Annotated in this window: 9 protein-coding genes; 8 read left to right on the top strand and 1 reads right to left on the bottom strand. The window is 73.5% G+C overall.

Annotated elements, in window-relative coordinates:
* Positions 1-56: 56 nt before the first annotated feature.
* From RI138_RS03390 to RI138_RS03375, 4 genes are all read left to right on the top strand, one after another.
* On the top strand, positions 57-3,782 hold the full coding sequence (locus RI138_RS03390; RefSeq protein ID WP_311118712.1) for a hydantoinase B/oxoprolinase family protein: 3,726 nt from the start codon (positions 57-59) through the stop codon (positions 3,780-3,782).
* A 44-nt stretch (positions 3,783-3,826) separates the two neighbouring features.
* Positions 3,827-5,356 (top strand): hypothetical protein, encoded by a 1,530-nt coding sequence (locus RI138_RS03385; RefSeq protein WP_311118711.1) that lies wholly within the window; start codon positions 3,827-3,829, stop codon positions 5,354-5,356.
* A 76-nt stretch (positions 5,357-5,432) separates the two neighbouring features.
* On the top strand, positions 5,433-6,461 hold the full coding sequence (locus RI138_RS03380; protein WP_311118710.1) for a hypothetical protein: 1,029 nt from the start codon (positions 5,433-5,435) through the stop codon (positions 6,459-6,461).
* Between the two features lie 70 nt (positions 6,462-6,531).
* Positions 6,532-11,331, top strand: a complete 4,800-nt coding sequence (locus RI138_RS03375; RefSeq protein ID WP_311118709.1) for a hypothetical protein — start codon at positions 6,532-6,534, stop codon at positions 11,329-11,331.
* A 167-nt stretch (positions 11,332-11,498) separates the two neighbouring features.
* On the opposite strand, the gene RI138_RS03370 is transcribed toward RI138_RS03375, so the two are convergent.
* Positions 11,499-11,852: a hypothetical protein gene (locus RI138_RS03370; protein ID WP_096632621.1), complete on the bottom strand. Its 354-nt coding sequence runs from the start codon at positions 11,850-11,852 to the stop codon at positions 11,499-11,501.
* 646 nt (positions 11,853-12,498) lie between these two features.
* Between RI138_RS03370 and RI138_RS03365 the strand changes: the two genes are divergently transcribed.
* The 4 genes from RI138_RS03365 to RI138_RS03350 are packed head-to-tail and all read left to right on the top strand — an operon-like array spanning position 12,499 to position 16,887.
* Complete coding sequence (locus RI138_RS03365; protein ID WP_311118708.1) at positions 12,499-15,414, top strand: sensor histidine kinase; 2,916 nt, start codon at positions 12,499-12,501, stop codon at positions 15,412-15,414.
* Positions 15,411-15,854, top strand: a complete 444-nt coding sequence (locus RI138_RS03360) for a roadblock/LC7 domain-containing protein (protein WP_311118707.1) — start codon at positions 15,411-15,413, stop codon at positions 15,852-15,854. The genes RI138_RS03365 and RI138_RS03360 overlap by 4 nt, the downstream gene beginning before the upstream one ends.
* A gap of 9 nt (positions 15,855-15,863) precedes the next feature.
* On the top strand, positions 15,864-16,301 hold the full coding sequence (locus tag RI138_RS03355) for a DUF742 domain-containing protein (RefSeq protein ID WP_311118706.1): 438 nt from the start codon (positions 15,864-15,866) through the stop codon (positions 16,299-16,301).
* Complete coding sequence (locus RI138_RS03350) at positions 16,282-16,887, top strand: GTP-binding protein (RefSeq protein WP_096632626.1); 606 nt, start codon at positions 16,282-16,284, stop codon at positions 16,885-16,887. Before RI138_RS03355 ends, RI138_RS03350 begins: the two co-directional genes overlap by 20 nt.
* The last annotated feature ends 35 nt before the right edge of the window (positions 16,888-16,922 follow it).

Raw genomic sequence — 16,922 nt, 5'->3', positions numbered from 1 at the left:
ACCGGCGGGCGCCTTCTGTGCCTGCGGTCTCCCGCCCACGGGCACAGAATGGCGCCATGACCGGACGCTGGGAGTTCTGGATCGACCGGGGCGGCACGTTCACCGATGTGGTGGGCCGCCGCCCCGACGGCCGCCTGGTCACCCGCAAGCTCCTCTCCCACGACCCGGAACGCTACGACGACGCGGCCGTCGCCGGAATCCGCCTCCTGCTCGGCCTGGAGCCCGGTGAACCGGTGCCCGCCGACCGGGTCGCCGCCGTCCGGATGGGCACCACCGTCGCCACCAACGCCCTGCTGGAGCGGCGCGGCGAGCCGACCGTCCTGCTGATCACCGAAGGCTTCCGGGACGCGCTGCGGATCGCGTACCAGAACCGCCCCCGGCTCTTCGACCGGCACATCGTCCTGCCGGAGGCCGTCCACGAGCGGGTGATCGAGGTCCCGGAACGCATCGACGCCGAGGGGCACACCGTGCGGCCCCTCGAACTCGGCCCCGTACGACAGCGGTTGCGCACCGCGTACGCCGACGGCCTGCGCAGCGCCGCCGTCGTCCTGATGCACGGCTACCGCCACCCCGCCCACGAACAGGCCCTCGCCGAGGCCGCCCGCGAGGCCGGGTTCACGCAGGTGAGCACCTCCCACGAGGTCAGCCCCCTCATCAGGCTCGTCCCGCGTGGCGACACCACCGTGGTGGACGCCTACCTCTCACCCGTCCTGCGCCGGTACGTCGACGAGGTCGCCGCCCGACTCGACGGCATCCGGCTGATGTTCCTCCAGTCCAACGGCGGTCTGCGCGAGGCCGCCCGGTTCCGCGGCAAGGACGCCGTCCTCTCCGGACCCGCCGGCGGCGTCGTCGGCATGGTCCGTACGTCGCAGCGGGCCGGGTACGACCGGGTCATCGGGTTCGACATGGGCGGCACCTCCACCGACGTGTCCCACTACGCCGGCGCGTTCGAACGGGAGCTGGGCACCGAGGTGGCCGGGGTCCGGATGCGCGCCCCGATGATGAGCATCCACACCGTCGCGGCGGGCGGCGGCTCCGTACTCCACTTCGACGGCAGCCGCTACCGCGTCGGCCCCGACTCGGCCGGAGCCGATCCCGGCCCCGCCTGCTACCGCCGGGGCGGCCCGCTCACCGTGACCGACGCCAACGTGATGCTCGGCCGTGTCCAGCCCGGTCACTTCCCCGCGGTCTTCGGTCCGGACGGCGGCCTTCCGCTCGACGCCGACCTGGTGCGTGAACGATTCGGGGCGCTGGCCGACGAGGTGGGGCGCGCCACAGGACGGCGACCGGACGAGGCGGAGGTGGCGGCGGGCTTCCTGGAGATCGCCGTGCTCAACATGGCCAACGCCGTCAAGAAGATCTCCGTACAGCGCGGCCACGACATCACCCGCTACGCGCTGACCGGCTTCGGCGGCGCGGGCGGCCAGCACGTGTGCGCGGTCGCCGACGCCCTGGGCATCGACACCGTCCTCGTCCCCCCGTTCGCCGGGGTCCTCTCCGCGTACGGCATCGGCCTGGCCGACGCCACCGCGATGCGCGAACAATCGGTGGAGGAGGAGCTCGACGAAGCCGCTTGGGAGCACGTGGAACGGCTCTGCGCGGAGCTGGCCGACCGCACCCGCGAGGCGCTGCGCGCCGACGGAGTGCCGGACTCCGCGATCACCACGCGGGCCCGGGTGCTGCTGCGGTACGCGGGCACGGACGCGGCGCTCGACGTGGCCCTGGGCACGACGGCGGCCATGGCGGAGGAGTTCGGCGCGGCCCACCGCGCCCGGTTCGGCTTCACGATGGACAAGCCGGTGGTGGTGGAGACGGTGTCAGTGGAGGCGACGGGGGCGGCGGGGGCGGCCGCCGGCTCCGGGTCCGCGGACGAGCCAGGGCCCGGAGCCGCCACGGACCCCGGGCCGCGCGACACACCGGCGCTTCCGGCCGGCACCGGTCCCCGCGACGCCTCGCCGCGCCCGGCAGACACCGTGCCCATGTACGCCGGTGGTGAGTGGCGGCAGACGCCCCTGTACCGCCGCACGGACCTGCGCACCGCCGACACCGTCAGCGGCCCCGCCGTCGTCGCCGAGGACGACGCCACCACGGTCGTCGACCCCGGCTGGCAGGCCGAAGCACGCGCCACCGGACACCTCGTCCTCACCCGGAGCCGCCCCCGCCCCGAACGCACCGCCGTCGGTACTCGGGTCGACCCGGTGATGCTGGAGGTCTTCAACAACCTCTTCATGTCGATTGCCGAGCAGATGGGCGTCCGCCTGCAGAACACCGCCCACTCCGTCAACATCAAGGAGCGTCTCGACTTCTCCTGCGCCCTGTTCGACGCCGAGGGCAACCTGATCGCCAACGCGCCGCACATCCCGGTGCACCTCGGCTCGATGGGCGAGTCCATCAAGGAGGTCCTGCGGCGCAACGAGGGCACCCTGCGGCCCGGCGACGTCTACGCCGTCAACGACCCGTACCACGGGGGCACCCACCTGCCCGATGTCACCGTGGTGACGCCCGTGTTCGACGAGGGAGACGGGCAGCGGGCTCCCGACGGGGACCACGGTCGCAGGCTGCGCTTCCTGGTCGCCTCGCGCGGCCACCACGCCGAGATCGGCGGCATCACCCCCGGCTCCATGCCCGCCTTCAGCCGGACGATCCACGAGGAGGGCGTGCTCTTCGACAACTGGCTCCTCGTCCGCGACGGCCGTCTGCGCGAGGCCGAGACCCGCGAACTGCTCACCTCCGCCCCGCACCCCTCCCGCAACCCGGACACCAACCTCGCCGACCTGCGCGCCCAGATCGCCGCCAACGAGAAGGGCATCGCCGAGCTGCGGCGCATGACCGACCAGTTCGGGGCGGACGTCGTGGACGCCTACATGGGCCACGTCCAGGACAACGCGGAGGAGTCCGTACGCCGTATCGTCGCCCGGCTGCACGACGGAGCCTGCCGCTACGAGACGGACAGCGGGGCCGTGATCCAGGTACGGCTGAGCGTGGACCGGGACGCGCGCGGCGCCCGCCTCGACTTCACCGGGACCTCGCCCCAGCAGCCCGGCAACGCCAACGCCCCCCGCTCGGTCGTGATGGCCGCCGTCCTCTACGTCTTCCGCACCCTCGTCGGCGAGGACATCCCGCTCAACAGCGGCTGCCTCAAGCCCCTGGAGGTGACCATTCCGCCCGGCTCGATGCTCGACCCCGCCTACCCGGCGGCGACCGTGGCGGGCAACGTGGAGACCTCCCAGGCCGTCACCGGAGCCCTCTACGGAGCGATCGGCGGACAGGCCGAGGGCTCCGGCACCATGAACAACCTCACCTTCGGCAACGATCACGTCCAGTACTACGAGACGGTGGCCAGCGGCTCCGGAGCGGGCGACGGCTTCGACGGCGCCGATGCCGTACAGACGCATATGACCAACTCCCGGCTCACCGACCCCGAGATCCTGGAGTGGCGGCTGCCGGTCCGCCTGGAGTCCTTCGCGGTCCGGGAGGACAGCGGGGGAGCGGGGCGGTGGCACGGCGGACACGGGGTCGAGCGCCGCATCCGCTTTCTGGAGCCCGTCACCGTGGCGCTGCTCTCCGGACACCGCCGGGTCCCGCCGTACGGAGCGGGCGGCGGGGAACCCGGGGCGCTCGGCAGCCAGCACATCGAGCGGGCGAGCGGCGGGAGGGTCCCGCTGGAGGGCTGCGACACCGCCGAACTGGAGGCCGGAGACGTGCTCGTGGTGCGCACACCGGGCGGCGGCGGATACGGGCCCGCGGCGGGCCGGACCGCTGCCCGGAGCCGGTCGCATTAGCGCCGTTTCGACCGTTGTCAGTGCGAGGACCTAATCTGTCCCACGTGACATCGCCTGCCAACACGGACACCGCTGCGCCGCAGCTCAGCGCGGGGCCGCGGCCCGCCCCGGGCCCGGCCGCCGACGAGGGGCTCTCGCGGCGGCTGCGCGCGCTCGCATGCACGGCGCCGCTGCACGACCTCGACGTGCGCAAGGCGAATCTGGCCGGTGAGTACACGGTCTACGCCATGGCGGAGGTCGCCCTCGCCGCGATCGACCACGTCACGCTCAACATGGACTTCGACACCGGGGCCGACCACGACCAGATAGTGGCCAGGCTGCTGCCCCGCGTCGGCGCCCAGGCACCGGACCGGCCCGTCGCCGAGCACGAACGGGTCGCCCGCTGGGTTCTGGAGAACCTGATCAACGTCGGCAGCGTCGACCGCGGTTTCCGCGCGGTCTACGGCACCTTCGGCCCCGACGGCGTCTACGTCCGCAGGGACTACGACTTCAAGCTGATCGAGGAGGTCCCGGGTTACGGCGGCACGGTCTACCTCCGCGCCACCGACGAAGCGGTGAACGTCCTGGTCGGCGCGTTGGACACCGATGTCACCAGCGCCCAGATCGCCGCCGAGGTCAAGCTGGAGGTCCTGATCAGCCGGGGCCGCCTCGCCGATGCCCAACTCGCCGCCGAACAGGCCCGCTACCGCACCGTGCAGTACGCCGAGACCCTGCGCCGCACCCTGGAGGCCACCCGGCGCAACGTCCGCGCCGTCGACTGGCTCCACACCGTCCCGGACATGATCGCCGAGGCCCTGGACCACGTGGCCGACCGCTATCGCCACGAGAACGCGATCCTCACCAACATCCGCAAGGCGCGCGACGAGGCCGAGGACCCCGAGCACAAGCGCCGGGCCGCCGAGCTCGTCGACATCGTCAAGGACTGCATTCGCCGCCACACCCAGCTCCAGTCCCGCCTTCTGGAGGCGGGCCCCCTGTTCCGCGCGGAACAGGACCGCCAGGCGTTCGCGCCCCCCACCGCCCACGCGGGCCTCGATCTGTACGGTCAGCTCCTCGCCCCGCTCCTCCCGCTCCCCGTCGAGCAGTCCACCCGGGCCACCGACGCCTTCTTCGCCCACGGCACCGGACTGCGCACCCCCGCCTCCGTCCGGGTCGGTGACCTGGTCGAGATGCTCCTCACCCCGCCGCTGGAGCGCGAGCACCTGGGCGCGGAGATGCCCGAGCCCGATCTGATCGCCACCCCGGACGACAGCCGCTTCAGCGAGGAGCAGCTCGCCCGCGCGATGACCCTCCTCGACCTGGAGCACGACGCCCCGCGCCGCCTCTCCGGACTGCTCGCGGAAGCCCGCCGCGGCGGCGACGCCGACCTGCCCTACCTGGTCGCCCTCCTTGCCGTCCACGCCGCCAGCCCCCCGGTCGGCACCGCCTACCGCCAGGGCGAGCGGCGCCTGCTGTTCGCCGTCGACGACGGCACCGAGCTGGACGACCCGGAGTTCGGCGGCGCCGACCTGATAGTCGGCACCGCCCTGCTGGACGCGGTCGGGATGGCCGCCGACCGCAAGGAGGCGTCATGACCGGCCCGGTACCTTGCCCGCACCTTTCTCCACCGTCCCCGCACCCGCACCCTTTCCGTACCGAGGAGCCCCAGCCGTGAGCGACCACGAGGCCGAGCACCCCGAGGCGTGGACCGACACCGCCGCGCACGCCGGTTCCTCCTCCCCGTACACCGGTTCCTCCGCCGCGCACGGCGGTCCCTCCTCCTCGTACACCGGTCCCGCGGCCGCCCACGCCGGTCCCTCCGCCCCGTACGCGGGCGACCCCGAGCATCCGCACGGAGCCGAGCCCACGGGCCAGACACCCGTCACCCCGGCCGACGCCGCCGACGCCGCCCGCCTGGTCTCCTTCGGGCTCCAGCCCAAGCTGCTGCCCGCCCGCGATGCCGAGTACGCCGACCTGCTCCGCCGCTACCGGGAGGAGAGCGCCTTCGCCCGGCTCGCCGACGCCGTGGCCACCGGTCTCGGCCTCATCGTCCTGGAGGTCTCCCCGCGTGCCGGGATGGCCGTGACCGCCGCCGAGGACTCCGTCTTCGCCGTCCGCATGGGCGACTACGCCCGCCGCGCCTCCTCCGACGCCGCCGACCGCTTCCTGCACGGCCTCGCCCATCTCGCCGTCGCCGCCCTGGCCTTCCCCCGCCCCGAGGACCTCGCGGACGACGCCTACATCGGCCGCATCACGGTCAACGGCGTCGACGCCTTCGTACGCCAGGCCTGCCGGCGGCTGGAGGAGCGCGCCGAGGAGCAGGGCGACAACACCGACCCGGTCTCCGACGCCCCCGGCCTCGAAGCGGGCTGGCGGATCTACGCCCGCCGCAGCGCCACCGGCGCGACCAAGGACGCCCGCAGGCTCGCCGGGTCCACCACCGGCATCATCGGCAAGGCCGTCGCCTTCCTCACCGACTCCGGCTTCCTCCAGCGCACCGGCGACGACGCGGGCGGCGCCTACCGCACCACCGCCCGCTATCAGCTCCAGGTCCGCGACATGGCGGGCAGCGCCGCCATGGCCGAACTGCTGGAGCTCGGCGTCGTCCCCGTCACCGACGGCTCCGCCACCCTGCTGCCGCCCTCCGACCCCGACGACCTGGAGCTGGCCGCCGACGAGGGCCTGCCCTTCCACTCCTGACCCGCGCCACCCGCCCCCGCCGCACCGCCCAGCTCCACCCCCGCTCACCGAACGACGAGAGTCCGCCGCCATGTACGAGTTGTCCCGGGTCCGCCTCTATTCCATCGGACCTGCCGGTGCGCGCTACGCCGACACCGTCCTCGACCTGCGCGGTGTCGGCGCACCCGTCCCCAGCCCGGCCCCCGCCCAGGCGGAGTTCTTCGAGGACGAGCCGGTCGGCCCGCCCCGCCGCCCCGCCCCCGCGGGCGTCCTCTTCCTGGAGAACGGCGGCGGCAAGTCCGTCCTGCTCAAGCTGATCTTCTCGGTGATGCTCCCCGGCCACCGCAACACCCTCGGCGGCGCCAGCTCCGGCGTGCTGCGCAAGTTCCTGCTCGCCGACGACTGCGGCCATGTCGCCCTGGAGTGGCAGCACACCCTCACCGGCGAGTGCGTCGTCGTGGGCAAGGTCAGCGAGTGGCGGGGACGGCAGGTCTCCAACGACCCGCGCAAGTTCGCCGAGGCCTGGTATTCGTTCCGCCCCGGCCCCGGGCTCAGCCTCGACAGCCTGCCCGTCGCCGAGGCCTCCGCCGTCGGCCGCCCCGCCGAAGGCGTCTCCGGGGCGCGCGGCAGGCGCCGCACCATGAAGGGCTTCCGCGACGCCCTGATGGACGCGGGCAAGTTCTACCAGCACCTCGACGTGCACTGGGAAGAGATCCACGACCGCTGGAACGAACACCTCGGCGACCTCGGACTCGACCCCGAACTCTTCCGCTACCAGCGCGAGATGAACGCCGACGAAGGTGAGGCGGCCGGGCTGTTCGCGGTGAAGAAGGACTCCGACTTCACCGACCTGCTGCTCCGCGCCGTCACCGACACCCGCGACACCGACGGCCTGGCCGACCTCGTCAGCGGCTTCGGCAACAAGCTGGGCCGCCGCGCCGAGCTCACCGCCGAACGCGACTTCACCGCGGGCTCCGTCGACCTGCTCGGCCGGATCGTCGGGGCCACCGACACCCGAGCCCGAGCCCGCGACATCCACGCGGGCGCCGAACGCCGCACCCGCACCCTCGCCCGCCGCCTCTCCGCCCGCGCCGCCGAGGAGCGCGGCCGTACCGCCGAGCTGGCCGAACGGGTCACCGCCGCCGCCCACACCGTCACCGAGGCCGAGACCACCCGCGGCCGTCGCGCCCTGATCGCCGCCGAACTGGCCTACCGGCACGCCTCGCTGGCCCTGACCGCCGCCGAGAAGAGCGCCGCCGCCGGACGCAAGGAGCTGGTCGAGGCCCGCACCCTGCACGCCGCCTGGCAGGCCGCCGAAGCCGTCCTGCGCCACCGCGCCGCCGCCGACCGCTCCGCCAGGGTCGCCGCCGCCATCCGCGAGGCCGAACGCGACGCCGCCCCCGCCCTGGCAGCCCGCACCGCCGCCGCCACCGACCTCGTGCGCGCCCTGCACGCCGCCGCCGAGGAGGGCGAGCGCGTCGCCAACGAGGAGGAGGAGCGCTCCGACACCCTCCAGGCCACCGGCGAACGCGCCCACCGGGACGCCACAGTCGCCGCGACCGAGGCCCAGCGTGCCCGCAGCGAGGCCGGACACCTGCGCCAGCGCCTCGCCGAGGTCGAACAGGAAACCGCAGAGGCGGTCCGGGCGGGCTGGCTCGACGACACCGCGCCCGACGCCGACCCGGCCCGTGCCGCCCTCGCCGCCAACGACGCCGAGCAGTCCGCGGTCGCCGCCTGGGACACCGCCCGCGAGGCCGCCCGCACCGCCGCCGACACCGCCCGTGAAGCAGCCGCCGCCGAGAGCCGCGCCGAACTGGCCGCCGCCCGCGCCGCCGACGGGGCCAAGGCCGCCGAGCAGAGTTACGAGGACGAGCTGCGTTCGGCCGCCTCCATCGCCGCCGACCCACGCCTCGCCGACCTGCTCGGCCTGCCCGCCGCCACCGGCGTCCCGCATCCCCGCCGGGAAGCCGCCGACAAGCAGACCGGACCTGACGGGCGGAGTGCCGCCCGGCCCGGCCCGCAGAGCGACGACGGCACGGGCCCCACCCGCCAAGGCGACGGCTCGGGCCCCGGCACCGACGCCTCCCCGGACCGCGCGGTCGCCCTCGCCGACCAGGCCGTCCAGGACCGCCAGCCGCTCAGCGCCGAGGAGTTCGACCGCAGCGCCGACGAACTGCGCGAACTCCTCGACCAGTCCGTCACCGCCGCCGAGCGCCGCCTCTTCGACCTCCGCACCGCCGCCGCCGACGACGCCCGTATCCTCGGCGCCCTCGGCGAGGGCGGGCTGCTGCCCCCCGGCCCCGACGTCCTCGCCACCGTCGAATATCTCGGCGAGCACGGCATCCCCGCCCTGCCCGGCTGGCGCTATCTCGCCCAGGCCGTCGACCCGGCCGACCACGCCGCTGTCCTCGCCGCCCGCCCCGAGCTTGTCGACGGCGTCGTCATCACCGACCCCGACGCCCACACCCGCGCCCGCGAAGTCCTCGGCGGTGCGGCCCTGCTTCCCCGCTCGACCGTGGCCGTCGGTACCGCCGCCGCGCTCCTCGCCCCCGTCCCGGCCCCCGGCACCGGCTCCGACGCGCAGAACGAAGGCGTCTTCCTCGTCCCGCCGAACCCGGCCATGCACGACGAACACGCCGCCGACGAGGAACGCCACGCGCTGCGCAGCCGTGCCGCCGCACGCGACGAGGACATCCGCACCCTCGCCGCCCGCCTCTCCGGGGACCGCGCCCTCGCCGCCCGCATCGGCTCCTGGCGCGCCGACTGCCCGCCCGGCATGCTCGGCGAGCTGGCCGAGGCCGCCGCCCGTGCCCGTACGGACGCCGAGAGTGCCGAGGCCGTCCTCACCGAGGCCCGCACCGCCCGTGCCGAGGCCGAAGAGGCCGCCGCCGACACCGCCCGGGTCCGCGACGAGCGCCAGGAAGCCGCCCAGCGGGCCCGCCGCGCCGCCGACGCGCTCGCCGGACTCGCCTTCCGGCTGCGGGAACGGGCGGGCTGGGGGGCCCGCCTGCGCGAACTGGTCGACGAGGCCGCCGAGTCCGAGGCACGGGCCGCCGTCTGCCTCGACCTCGCCCGCGCCGCCGACGAGGACCGCCGCGCTGCCCAGCGCGCCGGTGACGACGCCCGCCGCACCGCCCGCGCCCTGCGGGCCGAGCGCGCCGAGATCGCCGGAGTCCCCGAAGTCCTCCCCGAGGCCGACGAGAGCAGGGCCCGCACCGCCCTGCCCACCCTGCGCGAGGCGTACCGAGCCGCCTCCCAGCTGTACGAGAAGGTCGGCGTCGGCGCCGACCTGCGCGCCGAGCAGGCCCGTGCCGAGAGCGACGAGAGCGCGGCCCTCGCCGAGCTGGACCGCCTCACCAACAAGGTCCGCACCCGCGCCGCCCAGCTCCTGGAAGGCACCGACGGCGCGGACGGCCCGTCCCGCCAGTCCGCTGTCGCCCGCGCCGAATCCCACGTCCAGCTCCTGGAGACCCGCGCCTCCACCGCCAGCGAACACCTGGGCCGGCTGCGTGGCGAGGCCGAGCGGCTCGCCCCCGACGACGACCGCCCCCACCACACCGAACTGTCCGACGAGCTCGTCCCGGACGACGCCGAACAGGCCCAGACCTTCCTGCGTACGGCCACCGCCGAGCTGGCCGCCGCCACCGCCGCCCTGGACACCGCCCGCGCCGCCCACAGCGAGCTGCTCCACGCCCACCGCACCGCCGAGGACTCCGCGGGCGGCTTCGACGAGACTGCGGCCCTGCTGCGGGACCTGCTGCGCGACCACGGCGCGGAGGACGGCACCGAGTCCCCCGACCCGTACCCCGGGACCCTGGAGGAGGCCCGGCAGTCTGCCGCCGAGGCCCGCCGCTCCCTGCGCGGCTGCAACGCCGACCTCTCGGCCGCCGAGAGCGCCGTCCGGGAAGCGAGCGACATCCTCGTCCGGCACGCCAACTCCACCCGCTACGAGCAGGTCCGCACCCCGGCCCGCCAGCAGATCCGGGAGCTCCCCGCCTCCGCACTGCCCGAGCACGCGCAGAAGTGGGCCGACGCCTTCGCCCCGCGGCTCCGGGTCCTCACCGACGAACTGATCCAGCTGGAACGCAACCGCGACTCGATCGTCGACCGGCTGCGCGGCCTGGTCGAGTCGGCGCTCACCACCCTGCGTTCCGCCCAGCGGCTGTCCCAGCTCCCCGAAGGACTGGGAGAGTGGTCCGGGCAGGAATTCCTGCGTATCCGCTTCGAGGAGCCCGACCAGGCCACCCTCACCGAACGCCTCGGCGAGGTCATCGACGAGGCCACCCACGCCGCCCTCAAGAAGAACTCCGACCTGCGCCGGGACGGCATGTCCCTGCTTCTGCGGGGTGTCGAGGCGGCACTGCGCCCCAAGGGCATCGCGGTGGAGATCCTCAAGCCGGACGCCGTGCTCCGCGCCGAGCGGGTCCCGGTCGGGCAGATGGGCGACGTCTTCTCCGGCGGCCAGTTGCTCACCGCCGCCATCGCCCTCTACTGCACGATGGCGGCCCTGCGCAGCAACGACCGGGGCCGCGACCGCCACCGCCACGCCGGCACGCTCTTCCTGGACAACCCGATCGGCCGCGCCAACGCCACCTATCTGCTGGAGCTCCAGCGCGCTGTCTCCGATGCGCTGGGAGTGCAGCTGCTGTACACGACCGGGCTCTTCGACACGACCGCGCTCGCCGAATTCCCGCTGGTCATCCGGTTGCGCAACGATGCCGACCTGCGGGCCGGGCTGAAGTACATCAGTGTGGAGGAGCACCTGCGCCCCGGTCTGCCGCAGCAGGACCCGGACGGGGAGACGGTCCACGGCGAGATCACGGCGACCCGCATGTTCAAGCGGAGCGAACAGACCACCGCCCAGGAGCCGGACGCCCACCCCGGCAAGTAGACCGCCGGGCCGGCCCCGCCAAAAGGGCGGGGCCCAGGCCCGGATGCGGGTCGCCCGGACAGGCCCGGGGACGGGTCGCCCGGCCCGGGGACAGAATTCCGGGAGAGACCAAGGACAGGTCGCCCAGTGAGGCCCGGGCCAGGGCCGGCCCGGACCGTATCGCTGGATCAGGCGCGGGACAGATCGCCGGTGTTCCGGCGGGCCGGTATACCGCCGCCCGTGCCGTCCCGCTGGGCAGCGCGCTCGGCCCGCCGGGCCCGGCGCCGCTCGCGGCGTATCTGCCGTGCTGTGCTGCTCGGCACGGACACCACGCCATGGCGCTGGTTCCACACCTGTCGGGTCACCCACACATCGAGCACCGCCCAGGTGGCGACCACCGTGCTGGCGACACTGCTCAGCACCATCGGGAAGGCCAGCCAGGAACCGGTCAAGGTGCTCAGAAAGGCGACCATCGCCTGGATGATCGTCAGCGACATGATCAGAACGGCACGCACGGCCGCCGTCCGCACCGCATCGGGCATACGCCGCTTCGACGCAGGCTCCTCCACCCACAACTGCCGCGGAACCCGCGCTCCGTTCGCGGCTGCCGATTTCGCGGCCGCTGGTACTCCCGGTACTCCCGCAACTCCAGCGCTCCCGCGCTCCTGCGTGCTCAAGGCCCTTCAACTCCCCACCACTGTCCGACTTCAGGGTGGCTGCCCGGCTTGCGCCGGTTCTACGCGGGCGGACCGCGTCCGCCCCGCCGCGCACGCCCCCACTGCGCGCTTCCCCGTACATATGGACGAACCACTCGTCCCGAAGATTCCCCTGGAAAGCGCCCGCACGGCACGGAACGTCACGGATCGAAGAATTCCAGCCACTGATGCGTGCCGGTCCTGATCGGTCCGGTCGGGATCCTCTGTCGCTTTCGCGAATTTCATCTCCCGGAATACCGGGACAACTCATGATCAAGTCCAGTGCGAACGGCTGAAAATCATCCGGACGTGTCTTCGAGTTGTCTCCGCGTCGGTAGTAGGCTCGCGCCGTTTATTGACGCAGGACGGACCTCGCCCGCGTTCGCCCGATGCGCGCCGGTGTACGCACGGCGCCTGCCGGGGCTGGGGCCGGGGCCGAGGGACGACCGGGAGAAGACCACCCCCGCGGTGCGGGGCCGATCTGGGGGAGGCCATGCGCTTTCGCGGAAAGTCCATCCGCAGGAAGATCGTGGCGTTGCTGCTGGTGCCGCTCGTCTCCCTCTCGGGCCTCTGGGTCTTCGCCACGTACATCACCGGCCGTCAGGCGAGCGGACTGATGAGCGCCGGGGCCATCGTCGAGAAGGTCGGCCACCCTCTGGAGGACGCCGTCCGCGCCGTCCAGGAGGAACGGCGGCAGACCCTGGTCTTCCTCGCCGACCCGAGAGCCTCCGACGCGCTGCCCCTCCTCCTCGGCCAACGCGCCGCCACCGACCGCATCGTGGGCGAGGTCAGGGAGAACGCCCGGCAGCAGGACGTCCGCGAAGCACTGAACACCGAGGACCTCAGCCGCCTGGACGCGATCCTCAGCGCCGTCGACGGACTGGACGCCCTGCGCGACTCCGTCGAGAAGCGCACCATCAGCCGGGCGAAGGCGATGGACTTCTACAACGGCCTCGTCGACCCCTCGTACCGCTTCCTCAACGGACTCCACGCCCTGGAGAACGTGTCGATGGACAAGCAGATGCGGGCTCTGGTCGGGATATCCCGGGCCCGGGAGATGCTGTCGCGCGAGGACGCCCTGGTCGCCTCCGGCCTTGTCACGGGCCGGTTCACCACCTCCGAACTGCGCCGGATATCGGGCCTGGTGGCCCAGCGCGAGCTGCTCTACGAGGTCAGCCTCGAAAACCTCCCCGCGGCGGAACGCCGCCGCGTCGAGCAGTTCTGGGGCAGCCCGGACACCGAACCCCTGCGCACCGCCGAGGACGCCCTGATCGCCGCCGGGCCGACGAAGCGCCCCGCAGCCGTCGACACCGACCGCTGGCAGGAGGCGGCCGGGTCCGTTCTCGACCGGCTGGCGGGCCACTCCACGGAGATGGGCGACCGTTTCCGGGACCGTGCCGAGCCTGCCGCCTACCGGGTCCTCGCCCAGGCCGGAATCGCCGGAGTCCTCGGCTTCCTGGCCCTGATCGTCTCGATCTTCGTCTCCGTACGCATCGGCCGCGAGCTCGTCCGGGACCTCTCCCGGCTACGCAAGGACGCTCACGAGGTCTCGGGTGTGCGGCTGCCGAGTGTGATGCGCCGCCTCGCCGCGGGCGAGCAGGTGGACGTCGGTACCGAGGCCCCGCAACTCAGCTACGAACCCGACGAGATCGGCCAGGTCGGCCAGGCGCTCAACACCCTCCAGCGGGCAGCCGTCGAGGCCGCCGTCAAACAGGCGGACATGCGCCGCGGCGTCTCCGAGGTATTCGTCAACCTGGCCCGCCGCAACCAGGTCCTCCTGCACCGCCAGCTGACCCTGCTGGACGCGATGGAGCGCCGCACCGAGAACAGCGACGAACTGGCCGACCTGTTCCGCCTCGACCATCTCACCACCCGCATGCGGCGGCACGCCGAAGGGCTCGTGATCCTCTCCGGCGCGGCCCCCTCCCGCCAGTGGCGCAAGCCCATCCAGCTGATGGACGTGGTGCGGGCCGCCGTCGCCGAGGTCGAGGACTACGAACGCATCGAAGTCCGCCGCATCGCCCGTATCGGCGTGGGCGGGCCCGCCGTCGCCGACCTCACCCACCTCATCGCCGAACTCCTGGAGAACGCCACCGTCTTCTCACCTCCGCACACCGCGGTCCAGGTGCACGGCGAACGCGTCTCCAACGGCTTCACCCTCGAAATCCACGACCGCGGCCTCGGCATGCCCCCCGAAGTCCTCCTCGACGCGAACCTCCGGCTCGCCGAGACCCCCGACTTCGAACTCTCCGACACCGACCGACTGGGCCTCTTCGTGGTCAGCCGCCTCGCCCAGCGCCAGAACGTCCGGGTCTCCCTGCAGAAATCGCCGTACGGAGGCACCACCGCGGTCGTCTTCATCCCCGCCGCCCTGCTCACCGACGCTCCCGACACCCATGGCACCGGCTTCCGTCTCGACCGCCGGGCCGAACGGGCGATCGGCAGCGGCCGGAGCACCGGGGCGGCGCAGGGCGCGGAGGGCGTGACGTGGGGCGGGGAGCGCCGTGTCAACGGCAGGTCCGCGGTGCTCTCCCCGGTACCCGCCGGGCTCACCGGCCCCGACGTCCTCGACGGCCCGATCGAACTCGAAGCCCCCGTCGGCCCGCTGGACTTCGACGGCTGCCCCCTTGACCGTTCCCCGGACCCGGCTCTTGATCCGGCCCTGGGGCCCGTACTGGACGGGGTCTCCGACCTGGAGGACACCGAGAGCGAGCGCGGCGGCATCTTCCGCTCCCGCGACCTGCGGCGTGACGCCGACCGTGGTGCCGACCATGGTCCCGAGGGCGACACCGACCGCCGGGCCCGTCGTGGCGGGCGCGGGGGGCCGCGCCGGGGCGCCGACCGGGACCAGCACGAGCAGGCCCGCGACCGCGGCGACGGGCCCACGGCGGACATCCGCCCGATGCGCCCCTCAGGCCCCGTCCCGCTGCCCCGGCGCACCCCGCCGACCCTGGTGGCCGACCGGGGCCGCCGGGTGGACGACGGAGCCAGGGACGACACCCCGGCCGCCACACCCACAACGGCCCACCGCACTCCGCCGGCCCCCGACACCGTGGGCGGCCTGCCCCGGCGGATCCGGCAGGCCAGCCTCGCCCCCCAGCTCCAGGACCCGGCGGAACGGACTCAGCCCCGGCTACCCGTGGACCCCTTCGACGACATCGAGCGGGACGCGGACGAGGTACGGGACCGCATGGCATCGCTCCAGCGCGGCTGGCAGCGCGGTCGACGGCAGAACGCCGAAACCACAGGGACCGCAGGGGCCACAGAGACCACAGAGAACGCCAGAACCACCGCGAACGCCCAGAACACCAACAGCACCGCGAACACCAACACCACCCAGAACACCGAGGACACAGCCGGCCCCGGTGGCACAGGACCAGGAACCACTCCGGGAGGGGACGGTCGATGACCGCACCGAACGCCGCAGCACACGACCCCGCACGCCAGGGCTCGGGCGAACTGAACTGGCTGCTCGACGAACTCGTCCAGCGCGTCGCCAGTATCCGCAAGGCTCTGGTGCTCTCCAGCGACGGGCTCGCCACGGGCGCCTCGCAGGACCTGACCCGGGAGGACAGTGAGCATCTCGCCGCGGTGGCCTCCGGGTTCCACAGCCTCGCCAAGGGCGTCGGCCATCACTTCGACGCGGGCCGGGTGCGCCAGACCGTCGTCGAGCTGGACGAGGCCTTCCTCTTCGTCACCGCCGCCGGTGACGGGAGCTGTCTCGCCGTCCTGGCCGATGCCGACTCCGACGTGGGCCAGGTGGCGTACGAGATGACGTTGATGGTCAAGCGCGTGGGGGCCCATCTGGCCAACGCCCCACGGACGACCGGTCTGCCCGCCGGAGGGTGAGTGGCGGGCATGAGCGCCGACTCCCGCCGGGGCACGGACCCCGGGTCCCCGGACGGTCCCCTCGACCCCCAGTCCTCGCGGTGGTACGACGCGGAAGCGGGGCCCGTGGTCCGTCCGTACGCGATGACCCGCGGGCGTACCAGCAGCGCTACCCGTCACCGGCTCGACCTGATCGCGCTGGTCGTGCCGGAACCGGCCGCCGACGACCCCGGCCGGGACCAGACGCTCGCCCCCGAACATGTACGCATTGTCGAACTCTGCAGCGGCATGCCCCAGTCGATCGCCGAGCTCGCCGCCGAACTCGACCTCCCGGTAGGGGTGGTACGGGTCCTGGTCGGTGATCTCGTCGAGGACGAGCTGGTGCATGTCACCCGCCCCGTTCCGCCGGCCGAGCTGCCGGACGTGAACATCCTCCGCGAGGTGATCAATGGCCTTCGGGCGCTCTAGCCGCGGACAGCGGCCCGTCGAGCCCGTCACCCTGAAGATCCTGGTGGCGGGTGGATTCGGCGTGGGCAAGACGACGGCGGTCGGCGCGGTCAGTGAGATCAGACCGCTGCGCACCGAGGAACGCCTCAGCGAGGCGGGCCGCCCGGTCGACGACCTCGAAGGCGTCGAGTCCAAGACGACCACCACGGTCGCCATGGACTTCGGCAGGATCACGCTCCGCGAGGACCTGGTCCTCTATCTGTTCGGCACACCCGGCCAGGACCGCTTCTGGTTCCTCTGGGACGAACTGGCCCAGGGCGCCCTGGGCGCGGTCGTTCTCGCCGACACCCGGCGGCTGGAGGACTGCTTCGCGGCGGTCGACTACTTCGAACGCCGGGGCATCCCCTTCGCCGTGGCCGTCAACTGCTTCGAGGGAGCCGACCGGTTCCCTCCGGATACCGTGCGGGCCGCCCTGGACCTGGACCCCGAGGTGCCGCTGCTCGTGTGCGACGCCCGGGACCGCTCCTCGGTGCGTGACGTCCTGGTCGCGGTCGTGGAGCACGCTCTGGAGCGGGTGGCGCGCGCCCGTGAACCCGTCGCCACCTGACGCCGATCGGCAGATACCGGCAGCGATACGCGTAC

It is taken from the genome of Streptomyces durocortorensis, assembly GCF_031760065.1.
GTDB lineage: Bacteria > Actinomycetota > Actinomycetes > Streptomycetales > Streptomycetaceae > Streptomyces.
Note: the sequence above shows the minus strand (reverse complement) of the source record. Positions and strands in the feature narration are given on the sequence as shown.